Below are 19,461 nucleotides of genomic sequence, written 5' to 3'. Positions count from 1 at the left end.
TCCACTGGCGTGCTGGCGTGAGGTCGGACTCGTCATGTCGGTCCCCGCTCACGCCCGCCGGGCGGCGTCGGACGCGAAGCGGCCCGCCGGGCACGGTCGGAGTCGGTCGGATCCGATGGTGCTGGTCGTGGTGGTCGTGCTGTCGTTCATCTCCCCTGTCCCCCCGAACAGTGGTGGTGCGGTGATCCCGTGGTGTCGATCCGGTCGGGACCGCCGCGTGGTCTTGATCTGCGGTGTGCGATCAGGCCTCTGTGGTCCGGCGTCGCGGACACGGGCGGGCATGCCGGTTCATGCGGCGCGCCTGGTCTGGAAGGCGGCGTCGGTGTTGTAGAGGTCGAGTTCGCGTCGGTGCAGGTGCATCCGGACCGGCAATCCGGCCCTCTCCCCCGCCTTGATCAGGTAGAGGCCGCGGCCGGGGTGGCGTTGGCCGGGCACCCATGTGCCCGCGCTCTGCCAAGACGCGAGCATCTCCGCCTCGCGCCCGGACAGGGTCACCGCCAGCGAGTCCAGCTCGGAGGCGGGCAGTCCGCCGTAGACGTGGATCGCGCACCGGCTTGCGATGCCGCGTGCTTTGGCGCGGTCCTCGGCCGAGGGCAGCGCCTCCAGGTCGTCCATCGAGTGGGTCAGGTAGACCGAGGCGACACCTTTGTGGCGGTTGAGCCGGGTCATCCGGTCGCTTTTCTCGACCAGCCCCGGCCCGGTCCGCAACGCCCGCCACGCCTCGTCCTGGACCCAGAGGATGTTGCGGCCGGCACCGGCCTGACGGGCCTCGATCATGCCGCTGCCCCAGGCCCAGCTGCACAGCATGGCGGCGGCGACCACCTCGTCGGTCTCCTCGTCCAAGGCGCTGATGTCCAGGCTGGTCGCCGGTGAGGACGGGTCCAGGGTCGCGGTGGAGCGTTGGTCGAACAGCCCGCGCAACGGCCCGTCGCACAACAGGTCCAGCGCCGAGAGCACCGGGCGCATCAGGTCGAAGTACCGCTCGACGCGTCCCTCCACCCGCGCGGCGTCCAGCAGCTTGCGCGGTGCCTGGTCGAGGACTTCGCGGACCTCCGGGATGGTGGGCTGCCCGTCCAGTGTGGCGTCGGTGGCCACATCCAGCGCGCGCGAGACGATGTTGCGCTCGATGGGGCTGGGCTGGCGGTCGAGTTCCAGCAGCAGCAGCCCTTCCAGCAGCGCGGTCTGCCGGGCCCGGATCGACTCGGCCAGCGCCTCGCGTCGCCGCCCGGCGGGTTCGCGTGCCAGCACCGCACCCAGCGGCCCGGGGTCGAGGGGGTTGATCGCGTCGTGGCCTCGGCCGACTTTGATCACGGTGCCGCCGAGGCGGGAGATCAACGGGGAGTACTCGCCCTTGACATCGGCCGGGACGAACAGCATCCACCCCATCGACACCAGCCCGGTACCCAACCTCTTCGCGAACGCGCTCTTCCCGACGCCGGGCTGAGCCTGGATCCACATGCCGGTGTTGGTGATCAGGCCCGATTTCAGCCAGTCGCCCGGATGCAGCCCGACGGGCTCGTGGGTGTGCAGGTCGTGCCCGATGGGCACGCCGCGGACCCGGCTGCCCGAACCGCCCACGAACGGGTACAGGCCGGCCAGCTGGGTGCTCGTGCCCTGCCACAGCGTCGCGGACCCCACGTGGTGGTCGCGTCCGCCACCGGCGGTGGCCCAACCCCGGGCCGGTGGGACGGGCAGCGCCCGCAGGTCGGCCAGCGGATCGGTCCGGGTCGCCACGACCCGCGCGGCGGCATCGGCGACCGTCTGCGGCACCTGATCGCTGATGTCAGACTTCGCGCGGCGATCCGCCGGTGCGGCGGTGTGCGAGGTTGTGGTGTTGTTCGGTGCTGTGTCGCGCTGGCGACGTCGACGGCCTGTCAGCTTCATGTCGTCCCCCAACGACTGGAATCCCCTGGTCACCGGACCGGCCCTAACCGGTTCCGCTAGTAGTGCGCGGCGGCTAGGCCCCGCCATGGCCGTCCGCCCGGTGCGCCCGTACCGCGACGCCCGGCGAAGAGCTGCGGCGTCGACCCGAGCGGGACTTCCGGCGTGCGACGGTTCGGGCGTTGGCCCCGCCGAGGGAGCCGTGCCGGCGGCGTCATCGGGCCCACCGCCCCCGTCGGGCCAGGTCCGGCGGGTTGATCCCGACGCCTTGCGATGCGGCGAACGCGGCGTGCTGCCAGCCCCAGGCGCGCCGCAGCCGCAGCTTGGCGTTCCGGGCGCGCGCCTCGACATCCGCGATCGCGTCGGGCAGTTGGCGCGGGTCGGACACGGTGGTGGTCACGTACATTGCCCACAGACCGACACCGGCCCCCTGTGCCTCTTCTTCGGCTGCTTGGACCGCGCGTTGCTCGTCGGCGCGGTCACGGGCGGTGTCGTCGACGCCGCGACGGCGGCGTAGTTGCCGGCGGAATGCCGAACCGGAGGCCTCCCGGGTGACCAGATCCCCGGCCTGGTCGGCTGGGATCGGCTGGTAGGTAATGCAGACGCGCCGGTGGTAGCGGCCGGGTGTGACCAATGGCGCCAGAACGTTCGAGGTGACGTTCTGGGTCGGCAGCCCGCTCATCGCCCACGACACGCTCCAGCCGGAGTCGTGCCAGTAGTGGTCGTTGAGAGTCTGCGCACGGACGGGTCCGGCGTCGGCCCAGGCCAACAGGTGTCCCTGCTCGCTGAGACGGGCCAGCTCGCCACGCGCGTCGGGGTCGTAGGCCCCGCGCAGCCAATGCGTCCACTGCGCCGCCGTCACGCGGCCGAGTGTCGCCACGCCAGTCAGCGGCAGGTCGCCCTCCAGTCCGGCCAACGCCCGGCTGACCTCGGCCACCCGTTCGGCGTCGTCGGCCGGGGCCGGGCGGGCCCGTTGCGGCTGGAAGGTGAAGTTCACCCGCACCGAGATGTCCGCCGTCGAGCCGCGGTGCGCCTCGGCGACCTCGATCATCGTCTCGCGCGCGATCGCCGGCGCGGCCGGATCGAGCCGCTCGGCGACGTAGTCCGCCAGCTCGGTACCCGTGGACGGCGCGGACTCCACCACGATCGCGACGTGCTCGATGGTCGGCTCGTAGCCCAGACTCGCCTGCCACGCCGCGAAATTTCCGATCCACAGGTCGGTGCGCTCCTGGTCGGCCAGCACCGTGCCGACCGGGGCGACCCTGACCCCGGCGGTCAGCCGCCCGGTCCGACGGTCCCACAGCAGCCCGTACGGCTGACCGAGCCCGTCCTTTGTGGACAGAGGGACGATCGGTGCGAGGACGCCGGGCAGTTCGTGCTTTCGCGGGTGAGTGGTGAAGATCCCAGATTCCCAATCGGACCAGCCTTTCCTGATCGCGGTGCGGGTACGGGCCCAGACCACCAATGCGCCGCCCAGCGACGTGCCGTGCGTGCGGTGCGGGATCAGCGTCAGCAGTGCCGTCACCGCCGCGACGGCAAGCACGACAGGCAGGATAAGCAGCGGCAGGCCGAAGGCGGAGATCGCCATCCAGGTGCCCAACGGCGCGAACACGCATACGCCCACCACTGCGGTCTGCGCCTCGGAGAGACGGCCGACCCCGAAGCCCCTGCGCGGACGCCAGCCTCCGTATGTGCGCATGCTCATCGCCCACTCCCGTTGTCCGAGCCCTCGGTCATCGCACCGGCGGCGGTCTGTGAGGCGTGGCCGACTGCCTGTCCTGCGCCTGCGGCGACTGCACCCGCCGGACTTGCCGCCGCAGCGGCGGTCGAGGCGCTTGCGGTGCTCGCGCTGCCGGTCGACGCGCCGGTCGCGGAGGTAACGCCGGTGTCCACACCGGCCTGCGCAGCGCTGCCGGCCGATCCGGTCCCTGTGGGGGTCGGGCTGGTGGACGCCGCTGGGTTCGTGCCGGACGTCGAGGAGGCCTGCGCCTCACCACCGGTGGGCAGCTCGCCTGCCGGGCCGTCGCCGCCGTGCGCCGAGGACACCTGCATGGCACCGCTGACGTCGCCGCCGCCTTGGCCGCCGCCGGGGCCGCTGCGGTCCATGAACCGGCTCCAGGCGCCGGCGCCCGTACCGCCGCCGAGCATCGACGCGGCCGCGCCGGCGGCCATCGCGCCGCCACCACCGCCCGAGCCGACGAACTTCTGGCCGCCCCAGTCGAAGAACCGCAGCAGCACCGGCATTGAGGCCACCGACATGACCGCCGCTGTGACGCCGACCAGCACCACGCCGATCGTGCCGTCGCTCATGAAGACGAAGGCGATGGAGTACATCACCCCGCTCGCGGGCGCGTACATCTCCAAGGCCAGGCCCCACCCCAACACCTTGGGCAGCCACGGCTTGGTACGGTCGGTCATCTGACCTGCGGCGGCGGTCGGCAGCAGGGCGAGCAGGATCACCAGCGCCGCCATGCGGAAGAACCCGAGCACCCACTGGATCGCCGAGACCAGCAGCAGGATGATCGCAAGGAAGAAGATCGCGCCGGGCATGCTCGGGGTGAGCACGAGCATCGTGGCCGTCATGCTCTGGCTGAAGCCTTGGATGCTCTCGTCGAGCACTTGGTCGGCCAGGGCGATGCCACCCTGGTGGAACAGCACCGCGATGGTGCCGCCGAGGCTGGACCAGGCGACGTAAGTCAGCAGGCCCATGCCCGTGTTAACCAGCGGGTCTGCCTTGCGCCGGTACATCATCAGGATGCCCTGCCAGATGACGCCGGCGACCAGCAGCGCGATCCCGACGTCGCGCAGCATGTCCTGGACCTTGCCGATCGCGGGGCTCTCCAACATCACCGAGCGGTCGTCGCGCGTCCACCACGTCATCGACTCGGCCATCAGGCGTGAGGAGCCCTCGACGATGGACTTGGTCAGGCTGGCGAACCAGCTCATGCCGAGGTCCTCGGCGATTTCCGACGGCGACTTCAGCACCACGTCGGTGTCGGCGGCTCCGGTCGCCGGGAAGTCGGTGATCGCCTTGGCCCGGAACGCCTCGATCCGCCGCACGTAGTCGTCCGACCAGGCATTCCACGACTGGCAGCGCTCCTTCTCGTTCTCCCGGGCACCGTCACAGGCGATGTAGACACCGTCGCACGGCACTCTCTCGGCCCCGAAGTACCGGTTGTTCTCCTGCTCGCGGGTCGAGTCGGTGGTGGCACGGTCCGTGCAGTAGTAGGAGGTCTGGTGCCCGTCTCCGGAGGTGACGCCCCACCTGAAGTCGAACGGGCGCAGGTTGCTTACGGACCCGGTCCAGCGCCGCAGGTCGTCCACGCAGTACCCGCGCGGGACGGTGGTCGCAACCTGGCCGCGAAGCGTCTGGTACCCCGCCATGATCGCGTCGCTGCGCGGCTTGTCCGCGGCCTTGGCCTCCGGCCCGAAAAGACTGGCCTGGAAGAATTTCAGCAACTCGGGAGTGTCCATGACGACGCTGGTCACCCACAGGCCGAAGTCGCCGCCGCGATCGCGGCAGGTCGACGAGCTCATCCACGGCGAGGCGTTCCAGGCATCGCTGCCCGGCACGTACTTGTGCAACGTGCTCGGTACGTTGTCGAGGCTGGCCACCGGGGCCGCTGCGGCCGTGGCCGAGCCGGTCACCAGCCCGAGCACGCCCAGCAGCAGCCCGAGTACGGCCATCCGGAATCCGCGGACCGTGTGCACGGAAGTGCGGTGCCTTGCCCCGGTCATCGGTCACCGCCGCCCGGAAGCCGGGCGCCGCCCGCGGCGCGACACCAGCAGCATCACGACCAGGACGGCGACGGCGGTGACCCCGACGCCGATCGCACCGGCGATCGGCCCCGAACCGACGCGGCTCCGCACCTGGGCCCGCGTGTTCGCCGGGTGCTGGGCCACGGCTTCGCGGCGCAGCTCCTCGACCTGCCGCGCGTGGTTCTCGGCGAAGGCGTTCCACGCGGCGCACCGCGCCTGGTCGCCGCCCCGCGCGTTGTCGCAGGGGATTGTGAATCCGTCACACGCCGCGCGTTCGGCGCCCAGATAGCGGTTGATCTCCCCTGCGCGGGGCGCAGAGGGGTCGCGGTCGGTGCAGTAGAAAGAAGTTTGCTGACCGCCGACACCCCAGACGAAACCGAACGGCTTCATGTCGGGATCGGCTTTCGCCCACCGTTTGACGTCGTCAACACACAGTCCGGCTGGGACGATGTCGAAAGCGGATTCCCCAAGTTTCCGGTAACCAGCGAGGATGGCGTCCCTCCGGTCACCGTCCGCGACGTCCGGCCCGAACGCGCTCGGCTGGAAGAACTCCAGCAACGCGGGCGCGTCCTTGATGACACTGATCACCCAGAGGGAGAAGTCCCCTCCACGGTCGGTGCAGGCGGGGATGGCGTTCCACGGCGCGGTCTTCCACGCCGCGGAGTGCGGATCGTATTTCTTCAGTTCGGCGGGAAGGTCCGCGAGGTCCGGTGCCGCCGTCTCTGCAGCGGGAACAGCGGATGCCGTACTCCCCGTGCCGAAGCCGGTGACCAGGCTGAGTACGCCCAGCATCAGGATCATCACGGCCGCCCGCAGGACCGCGGGCACATCGTGCGCCGAACCGCGGCGCACGGGCGGGTGCAGGTGGCCGCTCATTCGACGAAGAACCCGACAAGGGACGCGGCCCCGAGGACCAGCGCCAGACCGCCGACGATCCACGGAATCGAGATCGCCCCTTCGATCGCCATGTTGTTGCGGTTGCGGCGACCGATAACCATCATGATCCCGGCCGCGATCCCGGCGCCGACACCGCCGACGAGTCCGCCCCACTTCATGAAGCCCAACATCGTGTTGGTTGCTTCCGCCAAAGGGCCCTCGGGTGCCTGAGGTGGCGGATCCGGGATTTCGATTTGGGCCAATACGCCCGTCAGTTCCGTCAGATATGCATACAAAGTCATCGCACGGAATCCCCCGACTACGCTGCGAGAAAGAAACGGTCAGCCCCCCTGGCTGCCGCGGAACGCGTGGTGTGGCGCGCCGTTGGGCGTTGGCCACTTACGGGTGTCAGGGCCAGCGCGGGCTCCCACGGCGGGAACACCATGCGCTCCCGGCATCGCGGGCATGCCTACCCCGGGCAATGCGGAACGCGGCGGAAGGGCGCGAACGGGCGCGGTGCGGGATGCAGGACCGAACCTCGGCGGTTGGGCGAACATCGCGGCGATCGCGCCGGGGAGGTTCGTCACCAGGTTGGCGAGGTCGCGTGCCCCCTTGCCCCGGGGAAGCCTCGTCCCCGGCGCGCCGGCCATCTCGACCCAGGCACGCCTGTGGTTGACCTCGAACAAGGCCGAGATGTTCGGACTGATGTTGATCATGTGCGGCTTGGTGTTGTGGACCACGCCGGGCACGGTGCGCATCATCACCAGGACCGGACGGCGGGGATTGGCGGCGAGCGCGTCGCCGACCACGCGGACGGAGTCGACGGTGTTGTTGGTGACCAGGACGTCGACCTCGCCGCCCTGGTAGCGGCCGAGGTCCACGACGGGGTGGCGGGGAAACGCCAAACGCAGAAGGCGCACCAGCGTGCTGGTGCCCGCTCCGCCGACGACCCCGGCCACGCGAAGTGCCGAAATCTGCCCACCCGTCACCGTGTCCCCCCGACACAGGTCGCGACGCCGCATACGGCGGCGTCACCGTCGGCCGGGTGGGCCAGTCCGACGGTCGTCGTTGTCGTCCTCGGCCCGGTCCGGGGAGACCGGGGTCGTGCGGCTCACCACACCGTCAACGGCGTGGGACCCTCCTGCGGGGCGTCGCCGGCCGACGGCCGGACGGCTCCGCCGTCCGGTGTGGACGTCACGAAGTCCGTCCGGCCGCTCCGGTCACCCCCGGACCGCGGGTTCACCGAGCGCCCGGCGGCGGTGACGTCGAGGTGTCGATCGGCGGGCGCAGCCCCCCAGCCTGCCCGCAGGACATCCCCCAGTCGGTGACTCTCGGTGTCCGAAACGAGTTCGGCGGCACCGGGTGTCGACTCCGCTTCGCCGTGTGTCGATCAGTTCACCCAGGGGCGAAAGCGACCGTTTGGCTACTCAATGTTACCGCGACCCCCCTTTCGGGGGCTCTACAGGTCTACCTTGTCGCTGACCGTAAGCGCCATCGAGTGGGGGACTTCAGTTTGGTTATCACTCGAATGGAGTAGCGCATAAACTCGCAATGTGACCCTTAGTGATCAGAGCTGGTTTGCTCTGTGAGCAAGGTCGGGCGCCTCCAGAGGGTGCCTGGAAAGCCCGCCCGACTCGACCGGCCCCGATCCGCAGCCCGCGTCATGGGCGCGGCCGACAAGACGCGCCGGACTGTGGCGGCGGACCCGGCGGGCCCCCGGCCCTTAGCCCAGTCCCGACCCGACGCCGACGCGCGTCCGCCGTGCGCTGAGCCCCGACGACTACGCGGCCGCGCGCCCGGGGTCGCCGTGAGGCCCACGAACAACCCCTGCATTAGACAGCAGATGATCATCAGCTCGCGTCGTGGCACCCGGTCGACGAACCGGGCGAGCACTGGGGCGGTGACGACCGGGTAGCACCTACATCGCCTCGGCGGTCCTCAACGCGCGGAACTCGCCACCGGGCAGTCTCGGCCAACGCCGAACTGATTTCTCACACCCCAACGACGCAGGCTAGGTCAGTCCGACATCTCACATCCGCCTAGCAGTACTCATAACCCGAAAGAACCAGCGATGTGACCTTGAGTGAAGCGTCGATGCCTTCGACTGGGCCTGTTGGGGGTAACGGTCGTGTTTGGCTGTGCGATAGCCGGTTAGGCTTGAGGAAGCGACGGTGTGCAACGGGGGGAGCCGCATGCGTGCCTCGGCGAATGGAATAAGAGGGCCTTCTTACAAGGATCTGGCCGCAGCCCTGGAGCGCCTGCCGACCCTGGCCGCGAAGCTGGACCTGCTCTTCCGGACCGTTACGGTGCCGGTCGACGATGCCGAACACGACCGCGACGTCGCGGCCGCGGGCGGAGCGCCAGTCGAACGCCGCTTGCGCAGGCACACCTACAAGGAGGTCGCGGCGGCGATCGGCTCCACGCCGGAGTACGTCGGTTACCTCGTTAAGGGCGACAGGGACAACCCGGGCATCTCCTACCTGCGGGGCATCGCGGACTTCTTCGGCATCAGCGTCGCCCTGCTCGCCGAGCAGAACCCCGGCCTGCCGCAAGAGACGCCCGGCGTGGCGGTGACCCAGGACGAAGTCGGCCACCGGGAGGTCGTGGCCACGCGCGTGGCCATGCTGCTCCGCTTCGGCACGCCCACCCCGCGCGCCGATCAGACCGGCGGTGCCGCAGCGGAGTGCTGCGAGAGCGACGTCGCCGCCGCGGTGCACTGCGAAATCGACGAAATCAGGCGCCTGCGAGAAGGACGAGCCGACGAACTGGGAGTGGACACCCTGCGCGAGGTGTCCAAGTTTTTCGGCGTGCCGGTCACTTACCTGGTAGGCGTGGACTCAGCGACAGGACGCCAGGTCGAGGAGCAGTTGGCGATGCTGCGCGTCCTCCGGGACGCCGGCGTGCTGGAGCTGGCTTTGCGCGCCGCGGAGATCGCAGATCCCGCTCACAAGAAGACCTTGTCGGAGGTGGTCGAAAGCTTCCTCGCCGTCGAATCGACACCCGCCCCAAACCAGGACAATCCCCAGGAATGACGCTACGAGCCCGGTGCGACGGCCGGCTATCGGCTGCGGATCCACTTGGCCCGGTGGTCCTCCGCCCTCTCGGGTCGTCGAGGTAGGGCGGGCGCCACAACGACGACCTGACACCAGCGGCACGACACCGCGCGAACGTGGCCGCGCCGCAGCGGGCCTGAGTGGCATGAACGCGGGCCCTCCTCGCAGGCCTGGGTCTCGTCGGGGGCATCGGCCCGGTGGTAGACCGACGTCGTACAGCCAGTCACGGGGCACTTCCCGAGGTAAGTGCTGTGCCCGGCGCTGACCGTACTGGTGCCGGTTCCGGTGACGCCCCAGTCGGCAACACCGTTCGCGGTGCCCAGTGGTGCCGGGCTCAGAACCGGTTGGGTGCTGGTGCCTTCTGCCGCCTGCATGGTCATGGGCGCGGTCCGCCATCGGTGCTCTCGTGCAGCGCGGATCGCGTCGACCAGCTACCGGGCCTTCCCGCAATCCCTGCTCGCCGCGGTGCGCGCGCTGGTCCCCAGGTGGACAACCTGCGCCCGGCGTCCGCGCACTCGACGGTCCGGCTCGCCGACTGTGGTCGCACCTGGAGTGGGCCGACGACACCGCGCACCACCTTGGCTCGTTGACCGGTGCTCGCACCGTCGACTGCCAGGTGCGCACGCATGATCCCACTCAGGGTGACCTACTTTGAGTGGCATGCCGAGAGACACCGCGGTCCCGCGCTGACCTCCCGCGCACCCGTGTCGTCTCGCGCCGACGGTTGTCCGGGTTGTGGCAGGGAGCCTCCGGGTGGTGGTTGGCGCGAGGAGTCGGGTCGGGGATTCTGCGTGTGGGTGCCGGCGTTGTGTTTTCCGGGCTGTGGTTGTCACGAAATCCGGTTCGCGAGGCACGCCGGTACCCGTCCGCTCGTCACCCCGCCCCGAAGAGTCCCACGCTGTCGGTGCTGCGGGGCAAAGGCGGAATGGGACCGGTCGTCGCGGCGGTCGGCGGGATGACTGCGGTGTGGCTTTGATCATGGTGCCGGGTCCTCCTGACCGGTCCGCTGCGCGGGGATGAGGTCCACTCCGGTTCCGGTGCGGCGACGGGGCGGGAAGCGATCCCGCCGGGGTGGCGCGGGGTCGTGTTCGGCGCAGTCAGCAGGCCGCTGTGCGAGGCCAGCGGGCGCTGTCGCGGCGGCGGCGGCCAGCAGCACGAGCAGCGTGTCCGAGTCGGCGGCGTGGTCGGGTTTTGCGTGGTCGGGCGGCATGGCGGGCCAGAGCGGCGCGCGCAGGGCACCGAGGTGAGGCCGGGTGCCGACGATGCGCAGCCAGTCGAGGACTGCGGCCGGGGGCGGCACCCGGACGTGCGGGTACCAGCGCCGGCCCCTGTGGGTGACCGCGCTCCAGCCTTCGGTCGCGGTCCACCGGGCGGCGATGGCGTGGGTGTTCAGGCGCAGCCGGTCGCCAGCGATGGCGACGTCGAGTGTCGGTGTGTCGCCGTCGCGGTTGTCGGCCAGCCGTGCCACGGCGCGGCCGTACGCGCGCAGCGCCGCGCGGCGCAGGCGAGTGGACTCGTCGACGGGATCGGGGTGCCGGACCGGTTCGGCCGTGTCGTGAGGTTCGGTGTGGCGCAGGGCTTGCAGGCCGAGTTCGAGCAGCAGCACGAGGTGGCCGGTCGCAACGCAGAACCCGTACAGCGCGGTGAGAATCGCGGCGAGCAGCAGCAGCACGGTCAGCGGTTCGGCGAGGTCACCCACCACCAGTCGCAGTGCCTCGTCGAGGGTTGTGATCGCTTTGGGGGTGAGGTCGCCGGCGAGGGCGAGGGTCAGTAGTCCGGCGGTGCCGCCGATGGCGGTGGTGCCAAACTCGGCGACGGCCGGTGCGCGGCGGCCGGTGCCGCGGGCGCGCAACTGGCCTGCAAGTGCGCGGCTGGCTAGGTGGCCGAGGGCGAGCAGTACGAGGAAGGTCATCGGTGTCGAGGAGTGTGTCGGGGTGGCCACCACGCGGTGGACATGCGGGTGGCGTGGTCCTGCCGGTCGGGCGTGCCGAGTAGCCACATCGCGGCGATGACGCTGGGTGCGTCGGGGCGGCGCAGCAGCGCCAGCATGTCGCGGACATCCTCGACGTGCTCGACGTGGTGGGCGATGCCGACGGCGTCGACCTGTCCGAGCACCCTGTCCAGCTCGGGATCGAGGTGGAAGGCGAAGTAAAGGCCTGCGGCGGTGAGCACGGTGGTGGGCAGGCTGGTGCCGGTGTCGTCCGCGGCGGCGACCGCGTGCTGCATCAGGACGCGTTCCTCGTCGTGCGCGGCGACGGTGCGCCCATCGATCCGCAGGACGTGGTCGGCGGCCAGGCGGGTGACACCGAGGGCAGCGGCGAGGAATTCGGCGGTCAGGCGCAGATGCAGCGACAGGCCGCCCGGGTCCTGATGTGGCGCGGGAACCAGGGTGGAGAGCATCCGGTTTGGCGCGTCGCCGAGGCGGTGGATTTCCGCAGCGACCTCGGCTTCGGCCACGGCCTGGGAGATGCGGACTTCGTCGGTGGTGACCCGGTCGCCGGGGCGGCCCAGTGCGATGTCGAGACCGAGCAGTGGTTCGTCGGACCGGGGTGCGGTGGTCGGGCGGGGCAGCCAGTAGGGCTTGGCCGGGGAGGGACCGGACAGCACGGCGTCCGGGGACCACGGGCCGTGCAGGCGCGCCAGGGCGTGGGAGCACAGCACATGCTGGTGTTCCAGAAAATCAGGGTGCAGCAGGCCGGTGAGCCGGTACTGGTGGTCATAGAGGTCGGCGGGATGGGCGAACAGCGCCAGCTGCGCCCAGTGGGCGAGGTAGCGGCGCGCGGTGCGGCGTGGGTCGGTGCGCGCGGTGTAGCGGCCGTGGCGGTCCAGCACGAGGGCAAGGTCGGTGCCGCCGCGGGGGTGCAGGTCGCGGGTGAGCAGGGTGCTCAGACGGGTGGTGGCGTCGGGGTCGAGGTAGAGGGCGTCCGGCTCGACGCCTGCGCGTTGCAGCTCCCACAGCTCGAACACCAGCGTGAACGCGCCGAGCAGGCAGCGGGCCCGCTCGATGACCATCGGGTCGAAATCGGGGTGGGCGACGCTGTAGTCGACGTGGCCGTCGACCGCCACGGACCAGGCCAGGTCCTGGTGGACCGTGGCGGCGTCCCAGCGGCGGCGGATCTCGCCGATCGCGTCGGCGCCCGGTCCGGCGGTGGGGGATCGCAGGGCGGCGAGGGCCAGTTCGATCATCCCGGTGTCGGCGAGGTGGTCGGCCATGACAAGGTCTCCTTGGGCGGATCAGCGGCCGGAGGTGGACGGGGTGGTACGCGGGACCGGTTCACCCAGGGCGGCCGGCGGACCGGTCCAGTTGTGGACGACACCGCCGGATGCCGGGTACTGGAGCACCAGCACGGTGTCGCCGGGAGCGGGTTGGATCAGGGCGTGATGGTGCGGCGAGGGCAGGTCGAGGAACCTGCCGTAGACGACCGCGACGCCCAGGTCGGCCGCGGCGGCGAGGAACTGCCGCATGGACTGGGGCTGGTCCCCGGTAGGGGTGGTGAAGGTCTGGACCGGGCCGCCCTCCAGCAGACCAGGCCACAGCCGCAGGTTTGGGTGGTGCCGGTGGACCTCGTCGCACAGGCGGATCCAGCGGAGGTTCTGCCCTGCGGGGCCGGTGCGCCCGGATCGGTGGCGGGCGGCGGGTCGTCGTGACCGGTGTCGCGCAGCAGCTCACGCAGCTGTTCGCGGGAGAGCCGGATCCCGCTGGCGACGGCGACGTCACCGTCCCCGGCGAACAGTTCCCGGACCGGGACCTGCCAGTCCAGGGCGACGCGCACGATGGTGCCGAACGTCAGACGTCCCTGGGTGCCGCGTTCGAGGTCCTGGAGGTTCCGGATCGAGACGTTCATGCCTCGCTGCCTGAACCAAGCCACCGCTTGGAGCATGTCCAGGCCGCGTTCGTAGCGCAGGCGCCGCACGTTCTCGCCGAGCACCTGGCCCAGGGTTCTCGGTGCCGCGGCCGCGCGATAGTCCGGTGCTGTGCTCGCCGCCGTGTCACCGGCGTCGGTGTGGCGGTCGTCGTCGGTTCCGGCGTCGAGGCCGATGGTGGGTTCGGACATGGTTACCTCGTTGTCGTGCCGTGCGGCTTGGGCCATTGCGTCTGGCCGCGGAGGTTGGGCGGGGCAAGCGGACTCGCGAGGTGGGGGCGCTGGGGCGTGTTGTGATCGGACTCGACGCCGTACAGCAACTGAAGTCGATCGAGTCGAACGCCGAAGCGGTGTAAGCGGCGGCCGAAGTCGAGTTCCACGCGTCGCAGGGCAGCCTCGATACTGTCCAAGGAGGTGATGGCGTCGGTCCGTGGTTGCAGCAACATCGCCAGCACCTGGGGCAGTTCGTCGACGGGCAGGGTCCGCTCGGAGTTCGCAGCGGCGATGTCGACCACGGTCTCGCCGATCGCGTGGTCGTGGCGGTGGCTGATGATCAATCCTGCGACGGTGATGTGGGTGGTGGGTACGGCACCGCGGCCGTGATGGGCAGCACTTTGGTGCATGGCGAGAAAGTGCCCGCGCAGTTCGGGCGCGATGGGCCGGCCGTCGACGCGGGCGTGGTGGTCGGCGGCGAGGTCGACCACGGCGAGCGCGTCGAGGAAAAAGTCCAGATGCTCGCGCATCGTGGCGTGCATACGTTGCAGCCGTGGTCCGTCCACTGTGGCCGGGTCGAGCGCCGGTAGGTCGGTCAGCGTCGCGGCGCGTTCGTTGACGGCGGTCCGAAGTTCGTCGCGGATGCTGCGGATCTCCTTGTGGGAGACCGGTTCGCCCAGCCGGCCGAGAGCGACGTCCAGTCCAGTGGCGGGGACGAACTCCTCCGGGTCGTGGAAGAGATAGAAGTCCTCGCCGACCGGGTCGACCAGGAACCGCTCCAGCGTCCAGGGTCCGTGAAGTCGGCGCAGGATTCCCTTGCACACCTCGGCGATGTCGGCCAGGAACTGTGGGTGCGCGCGTCCGGCGAGGCGGTTGAGGCTGATGTCCAGCACGCGCGGCTGGTGCAGCAGCGCCTCCTCGGTGCGCATGGCCAGGAACGCCGCCGCGGCGCCCAGCGGGTCGTCGTCGGCGACGTTCATGGCCAACTGGCCGGGGATCTCGGCGTGTGGCTCGGGTTCGGTATTGGCTTCGAGCGCCTGCTGCCGTTCTCCGCGGGCATACTCGCGCCGCAGGACTTCGACGACCCGTTGCGGCCCGTCGGGCGAGGCGAAGATCCGGTTGGGGGCGATGTCGGCTTCCTGGAGTGTCCACAGGTTGTGGATGAGTGTGAGGACGCCGAGGTAGCTGCGGGCGTGTTCGACGGCGACCGGGTCGGGATCGGGAGCGCCGGACTCGGGCCACCAGGCGTTGTTCGGCCCGAGTTGTGGGCGCAGGCTGCCGTCCGGAGTGCGGGTGGCGAGTTCCCACCGGCGCCGGATCTCGTCCTGGTACGGGTTGGCGTCGGCCAAGAGGGCGGCAGGGACCACTTCGATCATCGGTACGGTGGCGAGGTCGTGTTCCATCAGCTCTCCGGGGTCGTCGCGGGCGTCGGATGGTGGTGCTCGCGCTGCTCGCCGAGGACCAGGGAGGCCGTGTCGGGTCCCGGATCGCCCGTCTCGGCGTCTGATCCGGCCACGCCGTCCCCTGCGGGACCTACTTCACGGTCACGGACCCCGGCGGGGCGTGCGGCGTGGAGTAGGCCGAGGGCGGTGACCAGCTCGTCCGGCGGCCGCAGCAGGGTGCGCAGCACTGGGACGAGCTGGGCGGAGGTGAGCACCGCGGTGCTGCCGGCGGCATCGATCTCCACCTGGACCTCGCGTCCCGGCGCGGCGGGCAGGTGGGTGATGGCCAGCCCGGCGACGGTGACAGTGGTGGTGGGGATCGCGTCGGGGTGGCGGGCGGCAGCGGCGCGGTGGTGCAGGCTGAGCACATGGGCGGTCAGCTCGGGTGCCACGGGACGGCCGTCGACCCGGGCGAGCCGGTCGGCGGCCAGGCCGACCAGCGCCAGCGCGTCGGTCAGGAACATGGGGTACGCCTCGTCGACTTCGCCCAGGGCGCGCCGCACGCCTGGCGGCAGCGCGGCGGCGTCGCCAGACCGGGCGGACGATGACGACTGGTCGACCAGGTCGGCGACGGTTCGGTGTGCGCGGTCGATTCGGTCGGGAGTGACGGGGTACGACGGGCGTCCCAGGGCGAGGTCGAGTCGAACGGGAGCGGTCAACGGCGAACCGGTGACCAGGTGCGGTGCCTTGCCGATCGGGTCGTCGAGGAACGCGTCGAGCGTCCAGGGCCCTTCGAGTTCGGCTAGGGCGCGGCCGGTGGCCTGGACGCACTGGTCGAGCAGGGCTTCAGGGATGCCTCGGCTCCAGCGGGTGTGGGTGTCGCGCAGCACCGCGGGATGGGCGAACAGGGACTGGCGTGCCCAGCCGGCCAGGAGGGCTGCGCCCCGGTCGGATGCGGCGGCGGTGTGCTCGCGCAGTGCGGTCACCACGCGGTGGGCGGCGTCGGCGGTGGCGTACAGGCCGTCGGGGCGCACGTGGGCGCGCTGGAGCACCCGCAGTTCGGTTATGAGGGTGAGTAGTCCGAGGTAGGAGCGGGTGCGGGGCACCAGGACCGACGCGGTAGGAACCAACGACTGCCAGACCGTGCCGACGGGTTCATGGACGGAGGTCATCGGCGGGCCTGTCCGCCGGAAGCCGACTGTGGTGCGCCAGAGTGGGTGTGCGCGCCTGCCAGGCCTGGGTCGATCAGGCGGCGCAGGCGGCTGATCAGCGGGCCGAAGGCGAGGGCGAGCACGACGCTGCCCGCGCCGACGATCCCAGTCTCGATCGCGTGGACCGGTCCGATCAGCAGCCATCCGCCGGTCAGGCAGCCCAGGTCGAGGGCAACCCGGACGGCGGCCGGGTGGTGTCCGCGTTGCGCGAGGTGGCCGATGATGCCGTCGCGGGGGTTGGCGCCCAGTCGTGCGCCGAGGTAGAGCGCGACGCCGAGGGCGAAGAGCAGGCCGCCGGTGGCGAGTGCGGTGACCCGCTGAGCCGGGGTGCCCGCGGTGGGCAGCACAGCGAGGACGGCGTCGCACGCCACGCCGGGCAGGACCGCGGTGACGACGGTGGCCAGCCCCGGGCGGATGCGCAACGGCCACCAGAGCAGCAGCAGCACGGCTTGGACAGCGACGATGCCGCAGCCGAGGGTGAGTCCGGCGCGGTCGGCTACGGCGGCGTGCAGCACGTCGAGCGGGACGAGACCCAGCCGGGCTTTGAGGACCAGGGCGACGCCGCCGCCCATCAGCGCGGCGCCGGTGACCACGCGCATCGTGCGCAGGACCGGGCGGCGCGGTCGGCGGCGGTGCGCGCCGCGCGGGCGACGGTTCCGTGCGCGCCGGCGGGAGTGGTGGTCGGTGGGTGGTCGCCGGTGCCGCGCCGGGGGTGCCGTCGAAACGGTGGTGCCGCCGGCGGGTGCGGCGGTGAGCGTGTCGGCCCGCATTTCTGTCTCCGTGGAGGTGAGGGCGCGGCCCGCCTGCGGGGGGCGTATCCACAGGCGGGCCGCGTGGGAGGGCAGTGCGCCTGCACCGGAGCCGGTGACGGGAGGTTGAGATCACCGGTGTCGGGGCGGTGCGGCGACTGCCCTGGTTGGTGCGCGTGTGCCGGGCGTCCCCCGACGCCGCCGGTTCACGCGGGTGCCGACGATCAGCGGACCTGCATGCCCAGGAACACTCCCTGGATCTGTGAGTCCGTGTCGCCGCCCTGGATCTGCGACCAGATCCGGACCGAGTCGGTCCCGCCCTGCGCGGACGCGGAGTAGGGCGGGGTGAACGGGCCGCCGAGGGCGATCTGGGCGGAGGCGGTGCCGCCCAGGGCCACGCCCAGTCCGGCGGTGAGCACCGCCGCGGCCGCGATCCGGGTCAGTGTCTTGCGGGCCGAGGTCGTGCGGATGGTGTTCATCGGCGTCGCCTTTCCTTGGTGTGTAAGGGAGGTGGTGCCGCCACCGTGCGGTGGCGGCACCACCTCGGGGTGGTCGTGTCACGACCATGTGGGGTGATGTCCACCCGCCGGGTTCGACGGATGGGTGCGTGGCCTGCGCTCGGGGGGAGCCGAGTCGGCAGGCCACACGGTTCGAGCAGTCCGACCCCGTCGTCAGCCGGTGACGGCGTGGTGGCCGTCACGCGGCGGCTGGACGGGTGCCGGCTGCTCGGTCCTGGTGGGCGGGTTGCCAGTGGATGTCGGCGCGGGCCGGGTCGTGGAACTGCCGGTCGGCGCCGAAGTGGTGCTCGGCTTAGTGGTCGTGGGCGCGGTCGTGCCGGGCTTGGTGGTCGTGGGCGCGGTGGTGCTCGGCGTGGTGGTGGGGCCGGGGCCGTCGGACTTCGCGCAGCTGACGACGGCGACGGTGATCGTCTGGGATGCCTTGCCGTTCGCACCGAGGATCGTGATCGTCGCGCCCGCGCCCTGCCCGTAGGCCACCTTCAGGTTCGGGGAGGGGTTGGTGGGTCCGCCGCCGCCGTAGGTGATGGTGCCGTTGTCGCACTTGGCGTTGACGGGGCCGACGGTGACGCCGCCGACGGTGACCGAGGCGACGGTGGCCTCGGCGATGCCGGCTCCGGCCTTGACGGTCATGCCGGTGGCGGTGAACGTCCCGGCCTCGCTGGCGACCGAGCCGGAGGCGGTCTTGATTTCGCCGGCGGAGGCGACCGCGGGTGTGGCGCCGACCGGGTCGACGCCGGTGGCCGAGACACCGTAGGCGGTGGACTCCTGCGCCGCGGCGGTGGCGGGCGCTCCGGCGAGGAAGGCGACGCCGGCGACGGCGAGTGCGCCCAGCGCGCTGGCGGCGAGCACTCGGCGGGTGGTGCTGGAGGTGGTGCGGACCACTGGTCCCCCTTGGTGTGGTGTTGCCCCGTGTGGGCCTGATGGGTTGTTCATGCGATGAGCACGGGCGTGCCGAGCGGGACGCGGGTGCTGATCGCGTCGAGCGCGTCGCGCGGGACGCGGACGCAGCCGTCGCTGGAGGCGGTGCCGTAGACCTCGGGGGTGGGCCAGGTGTGGATGCCCACCGTGCCGGGGCCGCCGCCGTAGCTGGTGTGGGTCTGGCTGTGCGTGCCCAGCGGCAGCACGATGTCGCTGTAGATCGGCTGGGTCTCGCGGATGGAGGCCAGGAGGAACGTGCGGCCGGTCGGGGTGACCGCCTCGGGCTTGCCGACCCCGACGCTCCAGCGTCCGACCTGTACCTCGTCCTGTAGGAGGGTGAGGCTGAAGGTCGCGCGGTCGACCACGATCCGGTAGGGGGTGCGCGCAGAGGTGACGCGCGGGTCGTCGGTGAACACCCAGCCGGTGGAGTGCTGTGGGCGGGTGGGCAGCAGCACGCGCGCCCAGCCGGGACGCTCCTCGACGACGGGCACCCAGGTGTCGCTGCCCAGTTGCAGTGGCGGCAGCGCGGCGAATGCCCGTGCGCCGGGGTCCATGTAGACCGGGATGGCCGTGGTGGGGTGCAGCACCCGACCGGAAGGCACCCCGGCGGGGTCGGGGTCGGGAGGGGTCTCGGGGAGCGTGGTGAAGGTGGTTGCCTCGGGCAGCGCGGCCAGCTCGGCGTCGGTCACCGGCATGGGCACGATCACCGCGGTGAGCGCCGGGTCGATGGCGCGTCCGTCGGCCGGCGACACCGGACCCGCGACCACGGTCGGACTCGCGACCGTGGTGATCAGCGTGGTGACCGTGGCCGCGGTGGCCAGTGCGAGCACGGCGGCCAGGACGACCAGGCGGTGCCGCGGCGTACCGCCGGGCCTGTCCCGGCCGGGGTGGTCGCGGTCGTGGTCGTGCTGGTCGGTCATGTCCGTTCCCTTCGTGCAGTGGGTCGCCACGGGTTCGCGATGAGCGAGCCAGTACGGGACGAGTTCAGGTGGGAGGGTGCGAGGCAAGCGCGCGTCGTCGGGTGCGGTGGAAGCGGTG

General features: G+C 71.3%; 16 protein-coding genes. 1 reads left to right on the top strand and 15 read right to left on the bottom strand.

Annotated elements, in window-relative coordinates:
- Positions 1–288: 288 nt before the first annotated feature.
- The 6 genes from RIN75_RS26095 to RIN75_RS26070 form a co-directional block, all read right to left on the bottom strand.
- Positions 289–1,917 carry a hypothetical protein gene (locus tag RIN75_RS26095; protein WP_309114659.1) on the bottom strand — a complete coding sequence of 543 codons (1,629 nt, stop codon included), beginning with the start codon at positions 1,915–1,917 and terminating at the stop codon, positions 289–291.
- 178 nt (positions 1,918–2,095) lie between these two features.
- Complete coding sequence (locus RIN75_RS26090) at positions 2,096–3,586, bottom strand: SCO6880 family protein (protein ID WP_309114658.1); 1,491 nt, start codon at positions 3,584–3,586, stop codon at positions 2,096–2,098.
- Positions 3,583–5,568, bottom strand: a complete 1,986-nt coding sequence (locus tag RIN75_RS26085) for a hypothetical protein (protein WP_309114657.1) — start codon at positions 5,566–5,568, stop codon at positions 3,583–3,585. The genes RIN75_RS26090 and RIN75_RS26085 overlap by 4 nt, the downstream gene beginning before the upstream one ends.
- Before the next feature lie 54 nt (positions 5,569–5,622).
- Positions 5,623–6,516 (bottom strand): hypothetical protein, encoded by an 894-nt coding sequence (locus RIN75_RS26080; protein ID WP_309114656.1) that lies wholly within the window; start codon positions 6,514–6,516, stop codon positions 5,623–5,625.
- Positions 6,513–6,818, bottom strand: coding sequence for a hypothetical protein (locus RIN75_RS26075; protein WP_309114655.1), 306 nt, complete (start codon positions 6,816–6,818; stop codon positions 6,513–6,515). Before RIN75_RS26075 ends, RIN75_RS26080 begins: the two co-directional genes overlap by 4 nt.
- Before the next feature lie 39 nt (positions 6,819–6,857).
- Positions 6,858–7,505, bottom strand: a complete 648-nt coding sequence (locus tag RIN75_RS26070; protein WP_309114654.1) for a hypothetical protein — start codon at positions 7,503–7,505, stop codon at positions 6,858–6,860.
- A 1,203-nt stretch (positions 7,506–8,708) separates the two neighbouring features.
- Between RIN75_RS26070 and RIN75_RS26065 the strand changes: the two genes are divergently transcribed.
- Positions 8,709–9,548, top strand: a complete 840-nt coding sequence (locus RIN75_RS26065) for a helix-turn-helix transcriptional regulator (RefSeq protein ID WP_309114653.1) — start codon at positions 8,709–8,711, stop codon at positions 9,546–9,548.
- A 997-nt stretch (positions 9,549–10,545) separates the two neighbouring features.
- Here the strand turns inward: RIN75_RS26065 and RIN75_RS26060 are convergent.
- The 9 genes from RIN75_RS26060 to RIN75_RS26020 all read right to left on the bottom strand — a co-directional run bounded on the left by RIN75_RS26060 (position 10,546) and on the right by RIN75_RS26020 (position 19,343).
- A complete protein-coding gene (locus RIN75_RS26060) occupies positions 10,546–11,481 on the bottom strand; it encodes a hypothetical protein (protein ID WP_309114652.1) in 936 nt (311 codons plus the stop codon).
- Positions 11,478–12,782, bottom strand: a complete 1,305-nt coding sequence (locus RIN75_RS26055; protein ID WP_309114651.1) for a hypothetical protein — start codon at positions 12,780–12,782, stop codon at positions 11,478–11,480. The genes RIN75_RS26060 and RIN75_RS26055 overlap by 4 nt, the downstream gene beginning before the upstream one ends.
- Before the next feature lie 21 nt (positions 12,783–12,803).
- The gene (locus RIN75_RS26050; RefSeq protein WP_309114650.1) at positions 12,804–13,034 is read right to left on the bottom strand and encodes a hypothetical protein; all 231 of its coding nucleotides are present in this window, start codon (positions 13,032–13,034) and stop codon (positions 12,804–12,806) included.
- Between the two features lie 592 nt (positions 13,035–13,626).
- On the bottom strand, positions 13,627–15,048 hold the full coding sequence (locus RIN75_RS26045; protein ID WP_309114649.1) for a hypothetical protein: 1,422 nt from the start codon (positions 15,046–15,048) through the stop codon (positions 13,627–13,629).
- Positions 15,048–16,199, bottom strand: a complete 1,152-nt coding sequence (locus RIN75_RS26040) for a hypothetical protein (RefSeq protein ID WP_309114648.1) — start codon at positions 16,197–16,199, stop codon at positions 15,048–15,050. The genes RIN75_RS26045 and RIN75_RS26040 overlap by 1 nt, the downstream gene beginning before the upstream one ends.
- Positions 16,196–16,837 carry a hypothetical protein gene (locus tag RIN75_RS26035; RefSeq protein WP_309114647.1) on the bottom strand — a complete coding sequence of 214 codons (642 nt, stop codon included), beginning with the start codon at positions 16,835–16,837 and terminating at the stop codon, positions 16,196–16,198. The genes RIN75_RS26040 and RIN75_RS26035 overlap by 4 nt, the downstream gene beginning before the upstream one ends.
- Positions 16,838–17,211: 374 nt before the next feature.
- Positions 17,212–17,466, bottom strand: coding sequence for a hypothetical protein (locus RIN75_RS26030; RefSeq protein WP_309114646.1), 255 nt, complete (start codon positions 17,464–17,466; stop codon positions 17,212–17,214).
- A 192-nt stretch (positions 17,467–17,658) separates the two neighbouring features.
- Positions 17,659–18,387 carry a hypothetical protein gene (locus RIN75_RS26025; RefSeq protein WP_309114645.1) on the bottom strand — a complete coding sequence of 243 codons (729 nt, stop codon included), beginning with the start codon at positions 18,385–18,387 and terminating at the stop codon, positions 17,659–17,661.
- Between the two features lie 47 nt (positions 18,388–18,434).
- Entirely contained in the window at positions 18,435–19,343 is a 909-nt protein-coding gene (locus RIN75_RS26020) for a L,D-transpeptidase (protein WP_309114644.1), read from the bottom strand.
- Positions 19,344–19,461: the final 118 nt, after the last annotated feature.

The organism is Saccharothrix sp. (assembly GCF_031180885.1).
GTDB lineage: Bacteria > Actinomycetota > Actinomycetes > Mycobacteriales > Pseudonocardiaceae > Actinosynnema.
Note: the sequence above shows the minus strand (reverse complement) of the source record. Positions and strands in the feature narration are given on the sequence as shown.